The organism is Marinomonas profundi, assembly GCF_020694005.1.
In the GTDB taxonomy this organism is placed as follows: Bacteria; Pseudomonadota; Gammaproteobacteria; order Pseudomonadales; family Marinomonadaceae; genus Marinomonas; species Marinomonas profundi.
On record NZ_CP073013.1, the window covers coordinates 2,383,758 to 2,404,808 of the forward strand.

At 45.6% G+C, this 21,051-nt stretch carries 19 protein-coding genes and 1 tRNA gene; 12 read left to right on the forward strand and 8 right to left on the reverse strand.

Translation table 11 applies throughout. The features are described 5' to 3' along the window. Positions 1–67: 67 nt before the first annotated feature. From phnD to J8N69_RS11130, 3 genes are all read right to left on the reverse strand, one after another. Positions 68–1,111 (reverse strand): phosphate/phosphite/phosphonate ABC transporter substrate-binding protein, encoded by a 1,044-nt coding sequence (gene phnD / locus J8N69_RS11120; protein ID WP_168824665.1) that lies wholly within the window; start codon positions 1,109–1,111, stop codon positions 68–70. 226 nt (positions 1,112–1,337) lie between these two features. Beyond that, positions 1,338–2,702, reverse strand: a complete 1,365-nt coding sequence (locus J8N69_RS11125; protein ID WP_168824663.1) for a sigma-54-dependent transcriptional regulator — start codon at positions 2,700–2,702, stop codon at positions 1,338–1,340. Continuing rightward, positions 2,703–4,595 carry an ATP-binding protein gene (locus tag J8N69_RS11130; RefSeq protein WP_168824661.1) on the reverse strand — a complete coding sequence of 631 codons (1,893 nt, stop codon included), beginning with the start codon at positions 4,593–4,595 and terminating at the stop codon, positions 2,703–2,705. It abuts the gene before it with no gap. Positions 4,596–4,643: 48 nt separating this feature from the next. Here J8N69_RS11130 and J8N69_RS11135 point away from each other — a divergent pair, with 48 nt between their 5' ends. Continuing rightward, a complete protein-coding gene (locus J8N69_RS11135) occupies positions 4,644–4,898 on the forward strand; it encodes a hypothetical protein (protein WP_168824659.1) in 255 nt (84 codons plus the stop codon). Here the strand turns inward: J8N69_RS11135 and fhuB are convergent. Genes fhuB through J8N69_RS11150 form a run of 3 tightly spaced genes read right to left on the reverse strand, consistent with a single transcriptional unit; the run spans position 4,884 to position 8,544 of the window. Then, positions 4,884–6,860, reverse strand: a complete 1,977-nt coding sequence (gene fhuB, locus J8N69_RS11140) for a Fe(3+)-hydroxamate ABC transporter permease FhuB (protein ID WP_168824657.1) — start codon at positions 6,858–6,860, stop codon at positions 4,884–4,886. The two genes, J8N69_RS11135 and fhuB, sit on opposite strands and share 15 nt — an antisense overlap. Next, complete coding sequence (locus J8N69_RS11145; protein WP_227803876.1) at positions 6,860–7,765, reverse strand: iron-siderophore ABC transporter substrate-binding protein; 906 nt, start codon at positions 7,763–7,765, stop codon at positions 6,860–6,862. The genes fhuB and J8N69_RS11145 overlap by 1 nt, the downstream gene beginning before the upstream one ends. Positions 7,766–7,779: 14 nt before the next feature. Further along, positions 7,780–8,544 (reverse strand): ABC transporter ATP-binding protein, encoded by a 765-nt coding sequence (locus tag J8N69_RS11150; protein ID WP_168824655.1) that lies wholly within the window; start codon positions 8,542–8,544, stop codon positions 7,780–7,782. Positions 8,545–8,958: 414 nt separating this feature from the next. Here J8N69_RS11150 and J8N69_RS11155 point away from each other — a divergent pair, with 414 nt between their 5' ends. Further along, positions 8,959–10,545, forward strand: a complete 1,587-nt coding sequence (locus J8N69_RS11155) for a peptide chain release factor 3 (RefSeq protein ID WP_168824653.1) — start codon at positions 8,959–8,961, stop codon at positions 10,543–10,545. A gap of 70 nt (positions 10,546–10,615) precedes the next feature. Next, the gene (gene erpA, locus J8N69_RS11160; protein WP_110575191.1) at positions 10,616–10,963 is read left to right on the forward strand and encodes an iron-sulfur cluster insertion protein ErpA; all 348 of its coding nucleotides are present in this window, start codon (positions 10,616–10,618) and stop codon (positions 10,961–10,963) included. 182 nt (positions 10,964–11,145) lie between these two features. Here erpA and J8N69_RS11165 read toward each other — a convergent pair whose 3' ends face one another. Both J8N69_RS11165 and J8N69_RS11170 read right to left on the reverse strand, forming a co-directional pair. After that, positions 11,146–11,994: a hypothetical protein gene (locus J8N69_RS11165; protein ID WP_168824651.1), complete on the reverse strand. Its 849-nt coding sequence runs from the start codon at positions 11,992–11,994 to the stop codon at positions 11,146–11,148. Positions 11,995–12,099: 105 nt separating this feature from the next. Continuing rightward, positions 12,100–12,402, reverse strand: a complete 303-nt coding sequence (locus tag J8N69_RS11170) for a YhbY family RNA-binding protein (protein ID WP_168824650.1) — start codon at positions 12,400–12,402, stop codon at positions 12,100–12,102. Positions 12,403–12,501: 99 nt separating this feature from the next. Here J8N69_RS11170 and rlmE point away from each other — a divergent pair, with 99 nt between their 5' ends. The 9 genes from rlmE (at position 12,502) to nusA (ending at position 21,047) form a co-directional block, all read left to right on the forward strand. Beyond that, complete coding sequence (gene rlmE, locus J8N69_RS11175; protein WP_168824648.1) at positions 12,502–13,122, forward strand: 23S rRNA (uridine(2552)-2'-O)-methyltransferase RlmE; 621 nt, start codon at positions 12,502–12,504, stop codon at positions 13,120–13,122. Positions 13,123–13,183: 61 nt separating this feature from the next. Then, positions 13,184–15,151, forward strand: coding sequence for an ATP-dependent zinc metalloprotease FtsH (ftsH, locus tag J8N69_RS11180; RefSeq protein ID WP_168824646.1), 1,968 nt, complete (start codon positions 13,184–13,186; stop codon positions 15,149–15,151). A gap of 34 nt (positions 15,152–15,185) precedes the next feature. Continuing rightward, entirely contained in the window at positions 15,186–16,019 is an 834-nt protein-coding gene (gene folP / locus J8N69_RS11185) for a dihydropteroate synthase (protein WP_168824644.1), read from the forward strand. Beyond that, positions 16,019–17,365 (forward strand): phosphoglucosamine mutase, encoded by a 1,347-nt coding sequence (gene glmM / locus J8N69_RS11190; RefSeq protein WP_211084969.1) that lies wholly within the window; start codon positions 16,019–16,021, stop codon positions 17,363–17,365. The genes folP and glmM overlap by 1 nt, the downstream gene beginning before the upstream one ends. An 89-nt stretch (positions 17,366–17,454) precedes the next feature. Continuing rightward, a complete protein-coding gene (gene tpiA, locus J8N69_RS11195) occupies positions 17,455–18,204 on the forward strand; it encodes a triose-phosphate isomerase (RefSeq protein ID WP_168824639.1) in 750 nt (249 codons plus the stop codon). A 3-nt stretch (positions 18,205–18,207) separates the two neighbouring features. Beyond that, positions 18,208–18,564: a preprotein translocase subunit SecG gene (gene secG / locus J8N69_RS11200; protein WP_168824637.1), complete on the forward strand. Its 357-nt coding sequence runs from the start codon at positions 18,208–18,210 to the stop codon at positions 18,562–18,564. Between the two features lie 80 nt (positions 18,565–18,644). Continuing rightward, positions 18,645–18,730, forward strand: a tRNA-Leu gene (locus J8N69_RS11205). 336 nt (positions 18,731–19,066) lie between these two features. Continuing rightward, the gene (gene rimP, locus J8N69_RS11210) at positions 19,067–19,528 is read left to right on the forward strand and encodes a ribosome maturation factor RimP (protein WP_168824636.1); all 462 of its coding nucleotides are present in this window, start codon (positions 19,067–19,069) and stop codon (positions 19,526–19,528) included. A 28-nt stretch (positions 19,529–19,556) separates the two neighbouring features. Further along, positions 19,557–21,047 (forward strand): transcription termination factor NusA, encoded by a 1,491-nt coding sequence (gene nusA / locus J8N69_RS11215; RefSeq protein ID WP_168824634.1) that lies wholly within the window; start codon positions 19,557–19,559, stop codon positions 21,045–21,047. Positions 21,048–21,051: the final 4 nt, after the last annotated feature.

The window sequence follows — 21,051 nt, forward strand, 5'->3', positions numbered from 1 at the left end:
TATTCTGGCTGTTAGTGTTTTTTTAAATGAGTCTTTTAAGATGAACTAAACGATTAAAATGTGCCGCTTATTGAGCTTTACTGGCGGCTTCTTTTTTGCGTTTATCTGCGGCGGCTTTTGCAGCATCGGCTTCGGCGAGCTGTTTAAGGCCTGTTTTTGTGTAAGCGGTGCCAGAAGCATGGGCGATATCGCGGATAACTTGCCAATCTTCTTTGTAGGTAATGGGGAAGAAACGATCAGCGCCACCAAAGGTTTTTTGCATGTCGGCTGGGAAGCGGAAGGTGAAAAAGGCGTGTTTAATTTTCTCCACCAACTCTGGGTTTAGATCATAAGCATAGCCAAATGACGATGTTGGGAAGCGAGGGCTAGTGTAGATAATACGGAAATCCTCTTTATCGACGCGTTTAGCATCAACCATACGTTTTAGAACGTCTGAAGCAACCGGAGCGGCATCGTAATCTCCTGATAGAACGCCCATCACTGACTGATCGTGCTTGCCTGAGTATTTCACTTCATAGTCTTTGTCCGGCGTGAGTCCTAATGCGGGGAAAATAGCCCGTGGCGCTAGGTTTCCTGAGTTTGACGACGCCGATGTGTGGGCCACGACTTTACCTTTTAGGTCCGTCATTTTCATGATGTTGCTGTCTTTTCGGACGATGGTGACTAAGTTGTAGCCTTGAAACGCTTCTTCTGTGCCTTTTACGGCAATAGGAACCAAGCCACCTAGATTAACGGCGTAGCCTGTTGGACCTGTGGAGAAACCAGCAATGTGCAATCGACCTGAACGCAGCGCTTCGACTTCAGCCGCATTGGAGTGAACTGTGTAATAGACGACTTTTTTACCGGTGACGTCACTCAGGTATTTCTGAAAATCACTGAAGGCATCTTTATACACGGCTGGGTCTTCTACTGGTGTATAAGTAAAGACCAGTGTGCTGGGATCACTCCATTGACTTGAATCTTTTGGCAGATCGGCGACTAGGTCGTAGTTTTCGTCACAGAACTTATCGTCCAATACGCCACGGTAGCGACAATCATCCGCTAAAGCAGCATTGCTACCTATCAGTAATGAACCAGAGAGCACTAAACCAGTCAGTAATTTAATAGACATTATTGTTTTCCTCGAGATGTATTTTTTATTGTTATCACCGGTCGGGAGGTTCCGTTGTCGGAGATGAGTCATCCTGCCAGTTAGTAGGATTGACTTAGATAAAGCAAAGCAAATGCCAAGAATTAAAAGTTTATACAAAACATGTGCTTAGCGTATTTTTTAGTTTGTTCTTTATTTTTCCCCTTGTCTTTGGGACTTTTAGGTCTTATGAAAACAGCAAAATGGGTCATTCTTGTCCATCATCGAATGCTTTAAATTGCTGCTTGTCTAGCTGGTGTTTTTTCATTTTTCGATACAGTGTCTTACGCGACATATCCAGTAGCTCGGCCGCTTCATTTAATTGCCCATTTGTTACCCTGAGTCCTTCTTCTATGATGTGGCGCTCGAACTGCTCCATGCGTTCTTCGTAACTGCCGTTGATATCGTCTTCGCGTTTAATAGAGGCTAGGCTGGTTTCACTGATGCCCAGCACAAAACGGTCGGCGGCGTTTTTGAGTTCGCGCACATTGCCCGGCCATGGGTGTTGTATCAAGTATTCTAAATACCTTGGGGTGATTAACGGCAAGGGTTTGGAGAAATGGGCTGCGGCTTTGCGAGCATAGTGATGGAATAGGGGAAGAATGTCTTCTGGACGATCCCTGAGAGGTGGAATGGTTAAACTTGCCACGTTGAGCCGATAAAATAGATCTTTGCGGAACTTTCCTTCTTCGCCTAATTGGGCAAGATTGTCCTTGCTGGCGGCAATAACAGTCAATTCAACGGGAATAGGCTGAGTGCTACCGACACGCTCAATGGTGCGCTCTTGTAATACTCGCAGTAATTTAATTTGCACTGGCAGTGGCATGGTTTCGATTTCATCGAGAAATAAGGTGCCGCCATTGGCGGCTTCTATTTTGCCTATATGACGTTTATTGGCGCCAGTAAAAGACCCTGCTTCGTGACCAAACAGCTCGCTTTCAATCAGACTTTCGCTAATGCCGCCGCAATTAATGGCGATGAATCGACCTTTATTTCTAAGGCTAAACTGATGTAAGGCTCGAGCAACAACGTCTTTTCCACAGCCGGTTTCGCCATAAATAATGGTGTCGATATTGGCCTGCGCTAAGGAAGAAATATGCTGACGAATGCTTTTTATGGCGGCTGATTCGCCAATAATAAGGGCTTCTAAGCCTGTTTGTTGGGCAATGTTTTGCTTTAGTTTGCGGTTTTCTAATACTAATTGTCTTTTTTCTGCCGCGCGTTGCAGTTGGTTAATCAGTTGCGCGGGCTGCAATGGTTTTTCAAGGAAATCATAAGCGCCTTCTTTCATGGCTTCGATTGCCATAGGAATATCACCATGGCCACTCATAAGGATAACCGGTAGTTCGTTATCTAGCGCACGAAGGCGTGCTAACAGGCTTAATCCATCCATTTTGGGCATTCTGACGTCGCTTAAAATCACGGCGGTGCTGTGATGATCTAATGCCAAAATGGCTTTTTCGGCGCTGAAGTAGCTGGTTATTTGAAAACCTTCAAGCTCTAGCATCTCGGTTAATGCTTCGATAATGGTTTGATCGTCGTCAATAATGACCACTTTTATGATATTTCCCATTTATTTTTCTGCCTTATTTAATGCTAAGGTAAAACGGCTGCCTTTTTCGGGTATCGATGTGACTTTAATGTGACCGCCAAAATCTTGGACTATGTTGTAGCTAATGGATAAGCCCAGCCCAAGACCTTGTCCTACTTCTTTTTGAGTGAAAAAGGGGTCGAATATCTGCTCTATTTGGTCGGATTCTATGCCTGTCCCTGTGTCACTTACTTCGATCATGACTTTATCGCCGTGTTGGTATACCGCAATACCGAGCTGCTTGACTGGAGAGCTGGATAGGGCGTCAACCGCGTTGCTAATGAGGTTGACCATGACTTGTTCTAGGCGAATAGGTTCGGCAAGAACATAAAGTAAGGCGTCACTTGCTTGGTAGTTGAGCGTGCAATGCTGCTCATGGATTTGGCTAGACATCAATTCGATCGCCTCTTCTATGACGCTTGCTAAGCAAACTGGTGTGAGCTCAGTCCCTGCCACACGAGCGAAGGCTTTAAGGTGTTTGGTAATGCGAGTGATTTTTTTAAGCAGTTGGCTGATTTTATCTAGACTGTTGTGCGCTTTGTTTAGTTGGCCTTGTTCCATATGACGTCCAGCGGTATGTAGGTGACTGGCAATGGCGGTTAAAGGCTGGTTTATTTCGTGGGTGATGCCGACGCCAAGTTGCCCTAAGGCGGCGAGTTTACCGGCTTGAACTAGTTCATTCTGTGTGGCTTTGAGTTGTGCTTCTGCCGCGACTCGTTCGTCTATTTCGGCGGCAAGTTTTTGGTTGGTGCGCTCTACTTCAATGGCGGTTTTTTGAAAATAGCACAGGTCTCTTGCCATGCTGGAAACTTCGTCATTACCGACGATGCGAATTGGCGTGTCTAACTGAGAGCTGGCAATGGCGCGCATGTTTTGCTGTAACTCGATAATGCGTTGTAGCACATTGCGACGGACATAAAACCAAGAAATGGCGCAGGCGATGCTTAGGCTAATGAGAGACAGCAGCAAAATATTACGAATGCTGCTGTTGATGGACTTAATGGCGCCTTCTAACGAACCGCGAATACTGGTGTTGGTGTCGTTGGTATATTGATTGATTTGTGCCGCCAACTGTTGAATATGCTGTTGGCTGTTTTCGAGCAGAAAGCTTTGTTGATAAAGCAAATCCAATTCTTCGTTTTTGAGTTGGAAAAGCTCGCCTTGTCGAGAGCTCATACTCAGCAAATTCAGTAGGTTTTGTTGCAATATCGGCGGAATTTGCGCTAGTGAGGTTGGGTATTGAGCGATTTCTCTCCCCAATTTTTCCAAGCGTAAAAAGGTGTAATCTAACTCGTTAAACGAGGCGTCATTGCTGATTTTTTCCATTAAAGCTGAAAAATAATACAGCCGATTGATGACGTGTTCTCGTCCCGCGTTTCGTTCTAATTGCTCTAACTGCTGAATAAGTGTTTCAAACAGAGGGAAGATGAGTAGAGAGGTTTGTGCTAACTCGCGTTTGATGACTTCTCGGCGTTCAACACTTTGATTCAATAGGGTTAAGCTGTTTTGAATTTGAGTAATGAGTTCCAGAAAATAGCGAGTGTAATCTGGCAAATTGCGCATTAAGGCGTCCATCTCACTGATCGCCAAACTGAGCTCGGCCATGGTTTGTTCTCTGGACGTGGCGGCATCGCTAGTAACCAGCAATGGTGCTGTGGCCACAATCAGTCGGCTTTTATCATTTAACCTCGCTGCTGCATCTAAACCGGGAATATCTTGGTACTTTAACAATAACAAACGATCGCTCAATTGCAGATACGTATTGGTTGCCAAGCCGCTTGCCACAATCGTGATAGAAGAAATTAGCACAAAGGCGAGAAAAAGCCGGCCGCCAATACCGATATGGCGAAGCCAGTGAAATGTGGGAATGCCCATTATATATGTCCTATTGTTTTTATTATCAAATAACCTAATGAAAGATTAATGCCAACTTTTATTCCGCTGGTTATGGGGCTTTTGACTTATAATGAGGACATAAATGTCCCATTCGAAAGTGCTGAGGAATTAATCTCATCGAAATATATCATGATACTTATGATTGGGGATGGGGCGTTTGGAAATACTATTGTTTTGATTTTTTTGATTTTGGTAGCGAGTGAAAAATGCTTTCTAAGGGAGAACCGCCTCACTTTGCTCGGCAATGAGGCGGTGACAGATGTTTTGTTAGAGCCTTCTTAGCCCCCACATCAGATAGAGTCCACCGATAATAGAAGCGACCATTCCTGTGGGTATGTCCTGCGGGTAGAGTAGTTGACGCCCCAGCCAATCGGCAAACAACATTAAACTACAGCCGACTAAAATAGCGCCTATGAGGTGTTCTTTGGCTCGGCTAAAGCCTAATAAACGCGCTAAATGGGGGGCCATCAGTCCGACAAAACTGAGAGGGCCGACGACCAAGGTGGCGCTGACGGTTAACCCCGCAACCAGTAAAAGCAACCACATTCGTGATCGAGAAACGTTCATGCCTAAGGCGTGGGCGCTGGCTTCGCCTAAGGGCAAAATATCTAACCAACGATGGCAGACAAAGGCGATTGACAGCCAGACTAGCGTGGCTATTGCCAGAGGAATCAGCGCACTGCTGGTGACGTAATAAGTGGTTCCGGCTAGCCAAGCAAGTAGTTGGTAGCTACGAGGATCGCCCCCTGCCAGCACAATACTTTGTACGGCGCTCATGAGAGCGGTGATCGCGATGCCTGTTAGTAAGACTCTTTCTGGTTGAAAGCCGGTTTTTCGATTCAGTAAGAAAATGATACCAACGGTCGATAACGCGCCGACAAAACCGCCGATGTACATGCCAACTAGGCTAGAGCTTAGCCCAGAGAAGAGCGTCACAATGAGGCCAAGGGCCGTGCCTGAACTGATGCCGATCACTTCTGGGCTGGCCATTGGATTGCCGCTTAAGCGCTGCATGATGGTGCCAGCGGTTGCTAACATGGCGCCAGCTAACAGTGCTGCTATTAAGCGGGGCAAGCGCCATTCGAGTACGGACCAGTTGCCATCACTAACTATCCAGCTCCAACCTTGATTGCCAATCGACACACTAGAGAAAATCAATAGCCCTAGGAATACAGCAACTAACGTTATCCAAATAGTGTGCTTGCTTAGTTGGCGGCTGTGCTCACTGTGGCGCGTTAAGGTGGTTTGAGTTTGGGTTTGACTGTGCAGGGCCAGTTTGGGCAATAGCCATAACATGAGTGGCGCGCCCAATGCCGCCGTGGCGGCGCCGGTTGGGATCATCGCAGACATCAACCCCGGCAGTTGCTGAATAATAAGATCCGTGAGCGTTAAGAGTGCGCCGCCTATCACCATGGAGACAAGAAACTTAGGCAGTAAACGCTTGATACCTATCAAGCGTGTCAGAGCGGGAGCCGCCAAGCCAACAAAGCCAATAATACCCACGGTTGCAACGACTAACGCCGTTAATAGAACGGCCAGCCCTAAGCAAACAATACGCAACTTGGCGAGGGATACCCCCAGACTTTTGGCGCCCGATTCTGACAATTGCAGTAGGGTTAACGGTTTGATGAAAAGAAACGCGATAATGACAACGGCCGCCACTCTTGGGGCGAGATAAATAACATTGCCCCAGCCTGTTTGCACTAAAGAGCCAGCGCCCCAGATCATTAGCCCTTCGAGTTTTTCCTGATTCATGATCAGTAATACGCTACTGAATGCACCAAAGTAGAGGTTGAGTACCATTCCCGAAATAACCACTATGGTGGGAGAGAGTGCTCGTCGCCAAGACAGCGCAAAAACAAGCCCCATGGCGATTAATCCCCCTGCCATGGCGACCAGACTGTAGGAGAGTTCAATTAACCAGGGCGCATAAAGCGTTGCCATCATTAAGCTGAAGCTGGCACCACTGGCTACCCCTAATGTGGTTGGTGAGGCAAGGGGGTTTCTTAATACTTGTTGCATTAATACCCCAGCAACGGCTAACGCTGCGCCACAGAGTAAGGTGGTGAATAAACGAGGCCACCAGGTTAGATGTAACTTTACTGAGGTGTCGGATAGCCAATTAGGTTGTAATAAGCTGTGAATATTGTTTGCTATGGTGCCATGGAGCGACAGCTGCCAGCCCATTAGTAGCGCAATGCAGGCGATTAACATCACAATAAAGCTGGCTGGAAAAACGCGCATTATGGATTCTCCTGCGAATGGGGTTGGGTCAGTAGGGCGGCGCTAAGTTGTTCCGCAAAACGTACGGTAGAAGGGATTGCGCCGAAGCTCCAAGTAGGGTCTAGCATTAAGGCGGGTCGTCCTGTTTTGTTGACCAAATACTGCCAGTATCTATCTTGTTGTAAGTTGTCTGCCACGCCAATGGGCAGTGGTTTAATAATGACAATCTGGCTGTCTAGTCCAATCAACTCGTCGATTCCGACAAGGGAAAACCCCCATGCATTGGTTTCATTTTGCCAAGCGCTTTGTAAGCCCAGTTTATTGGCGGCGATTTTGTAGATACTGTTGGCGCCAAAGACTCTGACGTGGCGGCTGTCCATAAATTGAATCATTAACAGCGGTGGCGTATTTTGGGGTGTTTTGTTCGCTAAGTTATTAAGCTGCTGTTCACTTTTGTGGATAAGGTCTTCAGCGGCTTGTGGCTTATTGACGTCTTGGGCGAGGGTGCGGGTGAAGGTTTTTAATCCGTCCCAAGTGATATTGCCCTGTTTGTAAAGCGTGATTTCAGTGACGGGGGCGATTTTCGAGAGCTTGGGAGTGAGGGGGCGAAACATGGGCGAGATAAAAATCCGCTCGGGTTGTAGCTCTGTTAACCGTTCTAAATTCGGTTGTGAGCGCAAGCCAACGTCTTCGGTTGTATCGGGAATGGCGGGGGCTTTCACCCATGAGTCGTAGCCGGACTTTTGCGCCACGGCGATCGGCTGAATGCCAAGTGCAAGCAGCGTTTCTGTTTGGGTCCAGTCAATCGACATCACTCTAGGCGATGGCTTTTCTGTGGGTAGCGATTGGGTGTGTAGAGACGTAAAAAACGTCGCCATACAGAGCATTAAAAAGCCAATTACACGATATAAGTGGGTAGAAGTCATGAACCTTTGTCTCATTAGTAAGGCATGGCAACAGGATAGCCTGCGGGGTGGCGGGTAATGTGCATGTTAATGCCATAGATTTGTTGTAATTGCTCTGCGGTAAACACATTTTCTACCGAGTTTGAGGCGATCATTTTTCCGCTGTGAAGCGCCACAATATGATCACAAAAACGCGCCGCCATATTGATGTCATGAATAACAATAATGACGCCAAGATTTAACTCTCTGCTGAGTTTTTTAATCAGGGTGAGCATGTCAATTTGATGAGCGATGTCCAGCGCAGAAAGGGGTTCATCGAGTAATAGGTATTGAGTCTTTTGGGCCAGTAACATAGCCAGCCACAAGCGTTGACGCTCGCCACCGGATAAAGTGTCCACTAGGCGATCAGCGTAATCCGTGGTGTCGGTTAGCGCCATTGCTTCGTCAATATACTGCCTATCGTTACTGTTTAAGCGGCCTAATAATCCGTGCCATGGGTAACGGCCAAAACTGACCAGATCTCTGCCCGACAAGCTGTCCGTGGCTGGGGTTTGTTGGGGCAGATAGGCAATTTGCTGAGCAAATTTTTTGTGTGGCCATAGGGTAAGCGGTTTGTTTTTCAGTAGTATGCTGCCGCCTGTGGGCTTTTGTTGCTGGGCAAGTAATTTCAACAGCGTTGATTTACCTGAACCGTTGTGACCGACCAATGCGTAAATTTTGCCTGGTTCAAAGGTCATTGAAAAGTCTGTTAATAGCGCGCTGTTGCCAATACTAAACTGCAGTTTTTTAGACTCTATCATGCTGTCAACCCAATAAAGAGAAGTAGTGCGAGGTTGTTGCGAGATGGCATCACTGATGGACTAGGGTGATGCCTTTTATGTGCAAGAAGCTCGGAGTGTTTGTTGAGCTACTTGTATCAACTCAAGCGGACGTTATTTTATTAGGATTGATAGTATTAATGCAAACTGTTTGCAAAATGAAATGATTTTCATCTATTGGCTTTTGACCGTGTGGAAAAAGCAGAGAAAGAAATTAAAGTGTTGATAAGTCGAATCGTGATTTATTCCTGTGGCATTGATTGTGTATAACGCTAAGATCAGCGAAAATAGCGCCAAACTTAATTACGATTAACATGACGGGGTTGTCAGCAGTAGGCTTTACTTTACTGGTCTTTAATGAATACAACACCCGCGTATAACCTAAAAGAATTTTTCATGACAAATCAACATTTTCTCAATGAAGTAAACGAGCGAAGAACTTTCGCAATCATATCGCATCCGGATGCCGGTAAAACCACCATCACGGAAAAGCTGTTGTTGCTTGGTCAGCTAATCCAAACGGCGGGTTCGGTTAAAGGTCGAAAAGGCGACAAACATGCCACGTCGGACTGGATGGCGATGGAGAAGCAACGGGGTATCTCGATTACCTCTTCGGTCATGCAGTTCCCTTATCGAGACCGTACGGTTAATTTATTGGATACGCCCGGACACGAGGATTTCTCGGAAGATACTTACCGAACACTGACTGCGGTTGACTCTGTCTTGATGATTATTGATGGCGCGAAAGGGGTTGAGGACCGTACCATCAAATTGATGGACGTTTGTCGTTTACGTGATACGCCGATTTTGACTTTTATTAACAAAATGGACCGAGATATTCGTGATCCGATTGACTTGTTAGATGAAGTGGAAGACGTGCTAAAAATCGCTGCGGCGCCTATTACTTGGCCGATAGGCATGAGCACCTTCTTTAAAGGGGTGTATAACCTTTATACTGACACTATCCATGTTTTTGTGCGTGGTCGTGGTCATACCTTGATGGACGATATTCGCATTGAAGGCTTGCAGTCTGATGAAGCAAAAGAATTGCTTGGTGATGATTGGGAAGCCTATGTGGATGAAATTGAACTGGTGCGTGGCGCCAGCCATGAGTTTGATCATGCGGCTTACTTGGCGGGCGAATTGACCCCGGTTTTTTTCGGTACAGCACTGTCTAACTTTGGTGTGCGTGAAATGCTAGATGGTTTTGTCGAGTGGGCGCCGTCGCCGATAGACCGTGAAACCAATGGTCGCAAAGTGTCGGCGGTGGAAGAAAAATTTTCTGGTTTTATCTTTAAAATCCAAGCCAATATGGACCCTAAACACCGTGACCGTATTGCGTTTATGCGAGTGTGTTCAGGAACTTACAGCCGTGGTATGAAAATGCGCCATTGTCGTCTTGGTAAAGACATTAAAGTCACCGATGCGGTGTCTTTTACGGCGGGTGATCGCGAAGGAGTTGAAGAGGCCTTTTCTGGCGATATTATTGGTTTGCATAACCATGGCACGATTCAGATAGGGGATACTTTTACCGAAGGTGAAGATTTAAAATTTACTGGCATTCCGCACTTTGCGCCAGAATTGTTTCGTCGTGTGCGCCTAAAAGATCCGATGAAAATGAAAGCCTTACAGAAAGGCTTGCAGCAGCTTTCAGAAGAAGGCTCTACCCAATTGTTTATGCCGCAACGTAATAACGAACTGATTGTGGGTGCTGTCGGTCAGTTGCAATATGAAGTGGTGGCGTATCGCCTAAAAGACGAATACAAGGTTGAATGTATTTATGAGGCAGTGAACGTCAATACCGCGCGTTGGGTGGATTGTGATGATGCCAAGAAATTTGAAGAATTTAAGAACAAGTGCCGTGATAATCTAGCGATTGATGGCGGCGGCCACCTCACTTATTTGGCGCCAACCCGCGTAAATTTGATGATGGCGGAAGAAAAGTGGCCCCAAGTTCGTTTCCGCTCAACACGAGAACATTGATCAATACTTGACTAAATTACTAGGTTAAGCGGATAATCTGTCCATCGAGAATAGTTATAGTGGTGTCAAAATGAGCATGGTTGAATCGATTGATCCTATCGAGTTTACAGACGCAGCGGCGGCAAAGCTGCAATCTTTGATCGAAGAAGAAGAGAATGATCGGCTCATGTTACGTGTTTATGTGACGGGAGGCGGTTGTTCTGGTTTTCAGTATGGTTTTACTTTTGATGAAGAGCATCAAGAAGACGATACCGAAGTAAAGCGCAATGGAGTGACTTTGGTTGTCGATCCATTGAGTTTTCAATATTTGGTTGGGTCGGAAGTGGATTACAAAGAAAACCTAGAAGGTTCGCGCTTTGTGGTACAAAACCCGAACGCCACGTCGACTTGTGGGTGTGGCGCGAGTTTTAGTATTTAGCCAGCTGTTAATGTTTAAAGTGTTCTAGCGTCTAAAGTGCTTTAGTCGTGGAAGCATCAAGATAAGCCCTTTGCATAGAAGATTGTGTAAAGGGTTTTTTTATGGGCTGTACTTTTGTAAGTGTGTTGTGTCTTTGCAAATGTGCTGTGTCTTTGTAAATGGATTATGCCTTTGTAAATGCACTATGCCTTTGTATAAAGATTACTGGCTTGGCGGGCTTTTTCTTCTGCGCTGATCGGGTTGCCTTCCAGCGGTTGGTAATGGCCGATGAAGAGTAGGCCTATTTGTTTGTCCCCAAGCACAACAGGGGTCAGTGTGTTGTTTTTCGCGCGCCAAATTCTTAAGCCGAATAAGTGAGCTGGGAGAGAGCCTTCGTTTTCTATGCGGCTTTGATTGATGTGAGAGTAAAGTGGCGACAGCTGATCAAGTTCACCGTCTTGATCAAGCAATATGTGGTAGTAGCTTGCTTGTTGTTCTAAAAACTCGGGTGAATATGGCGTGCGCAGTATCGGTAGCCAGCTTTCTTTTGCAAAGGTGTGAAATAAATTAGGCGTTTCTGGTGACCCATTGTGTGGTGAGACTAATAGCGTCATTTCCACTGGGATGCCATAAGATGGTTTGACTGGTATGTGAAAGATAAGTTGCTTTGCCGGTGGGCGCTGATGGATTTCTGGCGCGATGGCGATGTAGTCGTCTGTTTTTTTGTTTTTATCTCTGTTTATGGGTGGGACTTGTAAAAACAGCTTCCATTCTTTTATGTCCAGATTGAGTTCTTCTGGTGAGTGTAGGTGCAGATTGGTGTTGAAGGCGTGGCTCAATACGTGTTCGATAAGGTTGGCAAAAATGCTGGTGGAGGCGGTAAGCGCAGTTTTTGCTTGGCTGTCTAGATGGATTTCTTTTACTTGGTGTGCGACAGGGCTTAAGTCTACGGAGTCTTTGTTGCTAATAATAGGGCGATACTTTGCCTTTGAGATTAGTTTCTTCTCATTGGGTTGCGTGCTGGTTCTGTGCAATGCCTCTATAAATAGCATGGTCGACTCCTTTGTTTGCTGTCAAAGTTATCGGCTGTGTTTGGCAAGAGTTTAGAGAGGGTGGTCTTTTTTGTGCAAAAAAACCACCCTCTGTGTTTGTGCTGTTTAACGCAGTAAGTTCGAAAGCTTTGGGTTGGGCTTTAGTGCGGCACGATAAAAAAGCGCCACTTTGCCAATAGTTTGGACCGTCTCACATTTCATTATCTTGCTGATTTCTGCAATTAATGCGTTGCGAACCTCGCGATCAGTGATGCTGATGCGTATTTTAATTAGCTCGTGATCTTCGAGTGCGCGATCCACTTCTGTTAAGACGGCTTCTGTTAGGCCGTTGCCCGCAATCATAACCACTGGATTAAGGGCGTGGCCGATTAGGCGATATTGCTTTTTTTGGGCGTTTGTAAGACTCATAGTAAAATTTTCTCATATTAGTTGACCCTCTTTATTGGAGGCTGAAGAGGTTAAGCGATATTATAGCGGAATATTGACTGATTTAGGTATGATGAAAACGTGGCAAGATCAAAAAGTAGTAATAATTGGATGAAGGAACATTTTGACGATCCGTATGTCAAACGATCCCAACAAGATGGTTATCGCTCTAGAGCCAGTTATAAATTGTTAGAAATTAATGACAAGGATAAACTGTTTCGTCCCTCTATGCGTATTGTTGATTTAGGTGCTGCTCCGGGAGGTTGGTCTCAAGTGGCGGCGAAATTGGTGGGCGATAACGGTACTGTTGTTGCCTCAGATATTTTAGAAATGATGCCATTGGCTGGGGTGCGTTTTGTTCAGGGGGACTTTACTGAACAAGAAGTGTACGAGGCGATTTTGGCGGAGATTGGCAATGAAAAAGCCGATCTTGTAATTTCTGATATGGCCCCCAATATGAGTGGTAATAGTTCTGCAGATCAGCCACAAGCTATGTATCTTGTAGAGCTTGCCTTAGATATGGTGGCCCAGGTGCTGCGCCCAGGTGGGAATTTTTTGGTTAAGGTGTTTCAGGGAGAGGGGTTTGAAGAGTACCTCAAAACGATGCGGTCTCAGTTTGATTCCGTCGTAACACGTAAACCGGATGCTTCGCGGGCAAGAAGTCGCGAGGTTTATTTATTAGGAAGACAATATAAGGGTTAATGGGGATATGTTCTGGTATCATTACCGGAGATATTAAAAATAACCGTTAAGAGGTGTGCTCTTGAACGATATGCTGAAAAATATACTGTTGTGGTTAGTCATTGCTGCCGTGCTGCTGACTGTGTTTAATAACTTTAATACGCCTGCTGAGACGAATCGGGTTTCATACTCTGCGTTTGTCAAAGAAGTGCAAGATGGTCGTATTGCGAAGGTCATAGTGGATGGTCATACCATCAGTGGTAGTCGCACTAGCGGCGATACGTTTGATACTGTGCGTCCTGCAGCAGCAGACCCAAAAATTATGGATGATTTGTTGAGCAATGGTGTTGTTGTAGAAGGGCGTATGCCTGAGCAGCAAAGCATTTGGACTCAACTGCTAGTAGCCAGTTTTCCTATACTGTTAATACTTGCCATTTTTATGTTCTTTATGCGCCAAATGCAAGGCGGTGCAGGTGGTAAGGGCGGTCCTATGTCTTTTGGTAAATCCAAAGCACGCCTTTTGCCAGAAGATCAAATTAAAACGACCTTTGCCGATGTGGCGGGTTGTGATGAAGCAAAAGAAGACACCGAAGAATTGGTTGATTTTTTGCGCGAGCCGAGCAAGTTTCAACGCCTTGGCGGTAAAATTCCCCGTGGTATTTTGATGTGTGGTCCTCCAGGGACAGGTAAAACCTTGCTGGCTAAAGCCATTGCGGGTGAGGCGAAAGTGCCTTTCTTTACCATCTCGGGTTCAGATTTTGTGGAAATGTTTGTCGGTGTGGGTGCGTCTCGTGTCCGTGATATGTTTGAACAAGCGAAAAAACATGCACCTTGCATCATCTTTATTGATGAGATCGATGCGGTTGGTCGTAATCGTGGTTCCGGTATGGGCGGTGGTAATGATGAGCGCGAACAAACATTGAACCAACTATTGGTTGAAATGGATGGTTTTGAAGGCAATGAGGGAATTATCGTTATTGCCGCGACAAACCGTCCCGATGTATTGGACCCTGCATTGTTGCGTCCCGGTCGTTTTGACCGTCAAGTGCAAGTAGGTTTGCCAGATATTCGTGGTCGCGAGCAGATTTTAAAAGTGCATTTGCGTAAAGTGCCTTGCGATGATGATGTTGAACCAAAAAACATTGCTCGTGGTACGCCTGGTTTCTCTGGTGCGGACTTAGCGAACTTGGTTAACGAGGCGGCATTGTTTGCGGCTCGCTCTAATCGTCGTTTGGTAAACATGGAACAGCTTGAGTTGGCGAAGGACAAAATCCTTATGGGTGCCGAGCGCAAAACCATGGTGATGAGTGACAAAGAGAAGCTTAATACGGCTTATCATGAAGCGGGTCACACTATTATTGGTTATTTGATGCCGGAACATGACCCTGTGTATAAAGTGTCTATTATTCCTCGTGGCCGCGCGTTGGGTGTCACTATGTACTTGCCAGAAGAGGATAAGTACAGCATCAGTAAACGTGGTCTTGAAAGTCAAGTTTGTAGCCTATATGGCGGTCGTATTGCCGAAGAAATGATCCATGGTTTTGATGGGGTTTCGACGGGTGCATCAAATGATATTGAGCGAGCGACGAGTATCGCACGTAACATGGTGACCAAGTGGGGCTTGTCAGAAAAATTGGGCCCATTTGCCTATGAAGAAGACGATAATAGCGGTAGTTTCATTACTGGCCCTACAGGCAGTAAGGCAAACTATTTCTCTCCTGAAACCGGTAAGATTATTGATGCCGAGGTTCAGGGTATTATCAGTCGCTGCTACGCCAAAGCGACACAGATCTTAGAAGAAAATCGACCTAAGCTGGATGTGATGGCGGAAGCCTTGATGCAGTATGAAACGATTGACTCAAAACAGATCAAAGAGATTATGGATGGTAATAAGCCTTCTGCGCCAGAAGGTTGGTCTGATCCTAGTGCTAATGCAGCAAAAGGCGAAGAGACTGATGTGGTTGCTGATACCGCGCCACCGTCTCAGAGTGATGCTGATGATGGTGAGGTTAGCGCCAATCCGACCGCGCCTAAGACGTCAGGTGAATAACCTTTTACTGTTAATTTTTTGATATGGTTTTGTCATGTCGTTGATGTTATTCGGGGACAAGTCGTTAGACTTGTCCCTTCCTCATGTTATGGGGATATTAAATGTAACGCCCGATTCCTTTTCGGATGGTGGGGCGTTTGATTCCTTAGAGGCGGCCTTGCGTCAATCAGAAAAAATGATTGAAGAGGGCGCTAGTATTATCGATGTTGGCGGTGAGTCAACTCGTCCTGGCGCGGCCCCTGTTTCTACTCAGCAAGAAATTGATCGAGTTTTACCCGTCGTTGAAGCGATTAAAAAACGTTTTGATACCATAGTGTCTGTTGATACCAGTACGCCCGAGGTTATTCGAGGTGCGGCGCTTTTGGGCGCTGGCTTGATTAATGATGTTCGTGCGTTGGAACGCGAAGGGGCATTACAAGCGGCGGTTGAAACCTTGCTACCGATTTGTTTGATGCATATGAAAGGTGTGCCGCAGACAATGCAACGTCAGCCGGATTACGCCGCCGTAGTGGACGATGTGATGCAATATCTGCTGTCTCGTGTGGCTGAGTGTAGTGCTGCAGGTATCGATAAGTCGCGTCTTATTCTTGACCCTGGAATTGGGTTTGGAAAAAATCTACCTCATAATTTATCTTTGCTTCATCACACCGAGAAATTCAAGGCGTTAGGTTTTGAGATTCTTATTGGGCTTTCAAGAAAGACCATGATAGGTGATGTGTTAAATTTACCAGTTGAAGAGCGTCTCTATGGCACGATGGGAGCGAATGCTTCTGCTTACGCAAAAGGCGCTCGTATCTTTAGGGTTCATGACGTTAGACCGCATGTTGAAATGCTGGCGCTAATGTCTCGTATTGAGAGAGAAGTTTGATGCGTAAGTATTTTGGTACAGATGGAATTCGTGGCAAGGTTGGAACAACGCCCATTACGCCTGAGTTTATGCTTAAGCTCGGTTGGGCAGCTGGGCAGGTTTTTAAAGAAAATGATAAAAAAATCTTGATTGGTAAAGATACGCGTATTTCTGGTTATATGTTTGAGTCTGCGCTTGAGTCCGGGATTGTTGCGGCGGGTGCTGATGTTCGTCTGGTGGGGCCAATGCCAACACCTGCGATTGCCTATTTGACGCGCACCTTTCGAGCCAGTGCGGGAATCGTTATCAGCGCTTCTCATAATCCTTATACGGATAATGGTATTAAATTCTTTTCGGCAGAAGGCGGTAAGATCTCTGACGAAATAGAAGAGCGCATTGAGTATTTTATGGAGCAACCCATGGTAGTGGTTGAGTCTAGCCTTATTGGTCGCGCTAAGCGTATTGATGATGCTGCTGGGCGTTACATAGAATACTGTAAAGGAACTTTCCCGATTGGTTTGCAGTTAAGTGGCCTGAAAATTGTTGTCGACTGTGCCGATGGCGCTACTTATCACGTTGCTCCTCGCGTCTTTTCTGAGCTGGGTGCAGAGGTTATTGCTATCGGTGTAAACCCAGACGGCTTGAATATTAATGAGTTTAGCGGGGCGACCAAACCTGAATTGTTGCGTAAAAATGTCTTGGCGGAAGGGGCGGATTTAGGTATTGCCCTAGACGGTGATGGCGACCGATTGATCTTGGTGGATCGTCATGGTGTGGTTCGTGATGGGGATGATATTCTTTATATTATTGCGAATCATCTGATGCGTACCGGGCGTTTTAGTGGTGGTGTCGTTGGTACTCTGATGAGTAATTTTGGTTTGGAATTGGCGTTTTCCGAAACGGGCATCGGCTTTAGTCGAGCGGCGGTGGGAGATAGATACGTTAATGAGAAGCTGATGCAGCATGGCTGGGTGCTGGGTGGTGAGCCATCTGGGCATATCGTTTGTCGTTCTATTACCACGACAGGGGATGGTATTATTGCGGCTTTGCAGGTGCTTCGCGCCATGGTTGAAGAAGGGAAGACGCTCGATGAGCTTTTGGTTGGTTTGGTTAAATTTCCGCAAAAACTAAAGAATATTCGCGTCGCTAAGCGCTTTATTCCCAATGAAGAGCCTGCGCTGCAAAAAGCGATTGCTGTTGCAAACGAGCGCCTTAATGGCTTGGGTCGTGTGTTGTTAAGAGCTTCAGGGACTGAGCCTCTAATACGTGTCATGGTGGAAGGCCGAGACGATGATACGGTTGATGAGCTGGTTGATTACCTGGTGGAAGAGGTGAAATCGGTTGTTTCGGCAAAAATGCACTCGTAAAATGAGTTTTATGTGTCCATTAAAAATAAATACTTGAAACCAAAGGGGGCTTTCCATAGAATGGGCGCCTCGAATTTAGGGGTTGGAATATGATTCGTCAAAAAATAGTAGCTGGTAACTGGAAAATGAATGGCTCTAAGGAGTCTATTGTTTCACTGATTAACGGTTTACTAAAGATGGAGCGTTCTAACTCGGAAGTTGTTATTTCCCCTTCTTTTCCTTACTTGTCTCAGGTCTCTGACTTGATTGATGGTACAGGTCTTGTACTGGCGGCTCAAAATGTCAGTCAGCAAGTAAAAGGCGCTTATACAGGTGAGGTTTCGGCTTCTATGTTGGGCGACTTTGGGGTGAAGTACGTATTGCTTGGGCATTCGGAGCGTCGTTCACTTTATGGTGAGACGGATCAGCTTGTCGCGGATAAGGTTAAGGCAATCTTAGATTTTGGCCTGTTTCCTATGTTATGTATCGGTGAAACATTGACTGAGCGGGAATCAGGAAAAACACTTGAAGTTTGTCAACGTCAGCTTCAGGTTGTTGTTGACGCCGTTGGCATCGATGCATTTGAGAAAATAGTGATTGCTTATGAGCCGGTTTGGGCGATAGGTACTGGCCTATCAGCCAGTGCGGAGCAGGCTCAAGATGTGCATCAATCGATTAGGGCTTTTTTGGCTAAAGCGTCAGGGTCTGTGTCTCAGAAAGTACAGATTTTGTATGGTGGTAGTGTGAAGGCATCAACTAGTTCAGCATTGTTTGAAATGGCTGATGTGGATGGTGCTCTTGTTGGTGGTGCATCTCTAGATGCAGAAGAATTTATAGCGATAGTAAAGGCAGCAGGTTAATTAATGGAAACGCTTATTTTAGTTTTGCACGTGCTGGCGGCGATCATAATCATCGCGTTAGTTCTGTTGCAACAAGGTAAAGGTGCGGACGCTGGAGCTTCTTTTGGTGGTGGTGCATCTCAGACTGTATTTGGTAGTCAAGGTGGCGGTAGTTTTTTTGGTAAAATGACGGCGCTTTTCGCATTGGTTTTCTTTTTGACAAGTTTTGGTTTGGCTTATTATGCCAGCGAACAAGCAAAAAGCGTTTCTGGTTCACTTGATTTTGTTCCTTCAGCTCCTCAAGTTGAAGAAACGATTGGATTGCCTGAGCTGGGTGGTAGTACGAAATCATCATCATCGGATTTGCCAGTCACTGAGTAGTGTTTGAGTAATGGCGTTTTTGTTTGAATAATAAAGTTTGTTATTTAAATGATAGTGTTTGTTGTTTAAGTAAAGAGTTTGCGGATGTGGCGGAATTGGTAGACGCGCCATCTTGAGGGGGTGGTGAGCAACGCTCGTGGGGGTTCGATTCCCCCCATCCGCACCAATCTTGAATTGATGTTGTATTTTGTGTATGATATCGCAATGTTAGTGCAGAATGATCTGGCCTGATTGACAGTGTTTTTTTAGGGTCTATTTTCTTAAGAAGATGTTGTTGGAATCGCTTATTTTTAAGCGCTTTTATCGGATTGTTCTTAGAGTTGTCAGGATTGATAATCTTCTTTTAGAAGTATGCTCTCTCGGTTTAATGGAGTTGAGCGCTGAGAACCCCTTTATGGGGTTTTTTCTTATCTGTACTGTCGCTCTGTATTTAAATAAGAATGGGCCTTGAGCCCGTTTTTTGTTTCTGCGTTTTACAAAAATTGGTTTTCGGAGAAAACGATTGTCAGCAAAATTTACGATTTTAGAGGACCTTATTCGACCCGTGGTTGAGGGGTTGGGGTTTGAGTTTTGGGGGATGGAGTATTTGTCTTTAGGCAAGGATTCTGTGCTTCGTATTTTTATTGAAACGGATGCTGAAAAAGGGATTGATGTCGAAGACTGTGCCCGAGTGAGTCGACAAGTTAGTTCCATTTTAGATGTTGAAGATCCTATTACAGGCGAATATAGCCTAGAGGTATCGTCGCCGGGCTTGGATCGGCCGTTATTTAATTTAGCCCAGTATCAGGCATATATCGGTTCTGTTGTTGCTTTGCGTTTGCGAGTGCCTTTTGATGGGCGTCGCAAATTTAAGGGACAACTAATGGGGATCGAGGGTGAAGATGTTGTTATTCGCGTCGATCAAGAAGAATACTTGTTGCCTATTGATTTAATCGATAAAGCAAATGTTGTTCCGCAATTTTAAAAATTAACCTTAAAGAGAGGCTAAAAGGATGAGCAAAGAAATTCTTTTGGTAGTGGAAGCCGTTTCCAATGAAAAAGATGTTTCGAAACAAGTTATTTTCGAAGCCGTTGAAATTGCTTTAGCAAGTGCTGCCAAGCGTCGTTTTGAAGACGATGCGTTAATTCGTGTTTCTATTGACCAACGTACCGGTGACTACAAAACGTATCGCCAATGGAATATTGTTGCCGATGAAGATTATTCTACGCCAGCGTCAGAGTTGACCATAGACGATTCTGAAGAGCAAAGTCTGGGGTTGGGTATTGGCGAGATTTACGAAGAAGAAGTTGAATCAGAAGTGTTCGGACGTATTGCTGCGCAAACGGCAAAACAAGTGATCGTGCAAAAAGTACGTGAAGCTGAACGTGCTAAAATGGTGGCGCTTTATACTGAAAGAGTGGGCAAACTGGTTCACGGTCAAGTGAAAAAAGTGACCCGTGATAGCTTGATTATTGATTTGGGCGAGAATGCTGAAGCATCATTGCCAAAAGATCAGTTGATTGCTCGCGAAAGTTTTAGAATGAACGATCGAATTCGTGCATTACTGCTTGAAATCCGTGAGGACAATCGCGGTGCGCAATTGATTTTATCTCGTAACGCACCTGAGTTTATGATTGAGCTATTCCGTTTGGAAGTGCCAGAAATCGCAGAAGAAATGATCGAAATCCGTGGGGCGGCTCGCGACCCTGGCTTGCGTGCAAAAATTGCCGTTAAGACAAACGACCGTCGTATTGATCCTATCGGTGCGTGTGTCGGTATGCGTGGTGCTCGAGTTCAGGCGGTGTCTAATGAAATGAATGGCGAGCGTGTTGATATTGTGTTGTGGGATGATAACCCGGCGCAGTTGGTGATCAATGCCATGGCGCCAGCCGAAGTAGACTCGATTGTTATCGATGAAGACGCTCATTCTATGGATGTGGCTGTGAAAAGCGATAACTTGGCTCAGGCGATTGGTCGTAATGGTCAGAATGTTCGTTTGGCATCGACTTTAACGGGTTGGTCCTTAAATGTGATGACCAGCGAAGATGCGGAAGCAAAACAGCAGGAAGAATCGCAAAAGCTGATTGACCTTTTTGTTTCTGGGTTAGATATCGATGATGATTTAGCGATTCAAATGGTTGATGAAGGCTTCTCTTCTCTAGAAGAAGTGGCTTATATCCCAATGGAAGAAATGTTAGATATTGATGGATTTGATGAAGATTTAGTAAACGAGTTGCGTGCTAGGGCAAAAGAAGCCCTGTTGAATCAAGCACTTCAAGCCGAAGAACAATTAGATGATGCGAAGCCTGCTGCCGATTTATTGGCAATGGAAGGCATGGATAATCATCTTGCTTTGGTCCTTGCATCGGTTGGCGTTGTAAGTATGGAAGATTTGGCAGAGCAATCTGTCGATGAGTTGCTTGATATTGATGGCATGACGGAAGCGCGTGCAGCGAGTCTTATTTTGACTGCTCGTGCACCTTGGTTTGCTGAATCTGAATGAAAAT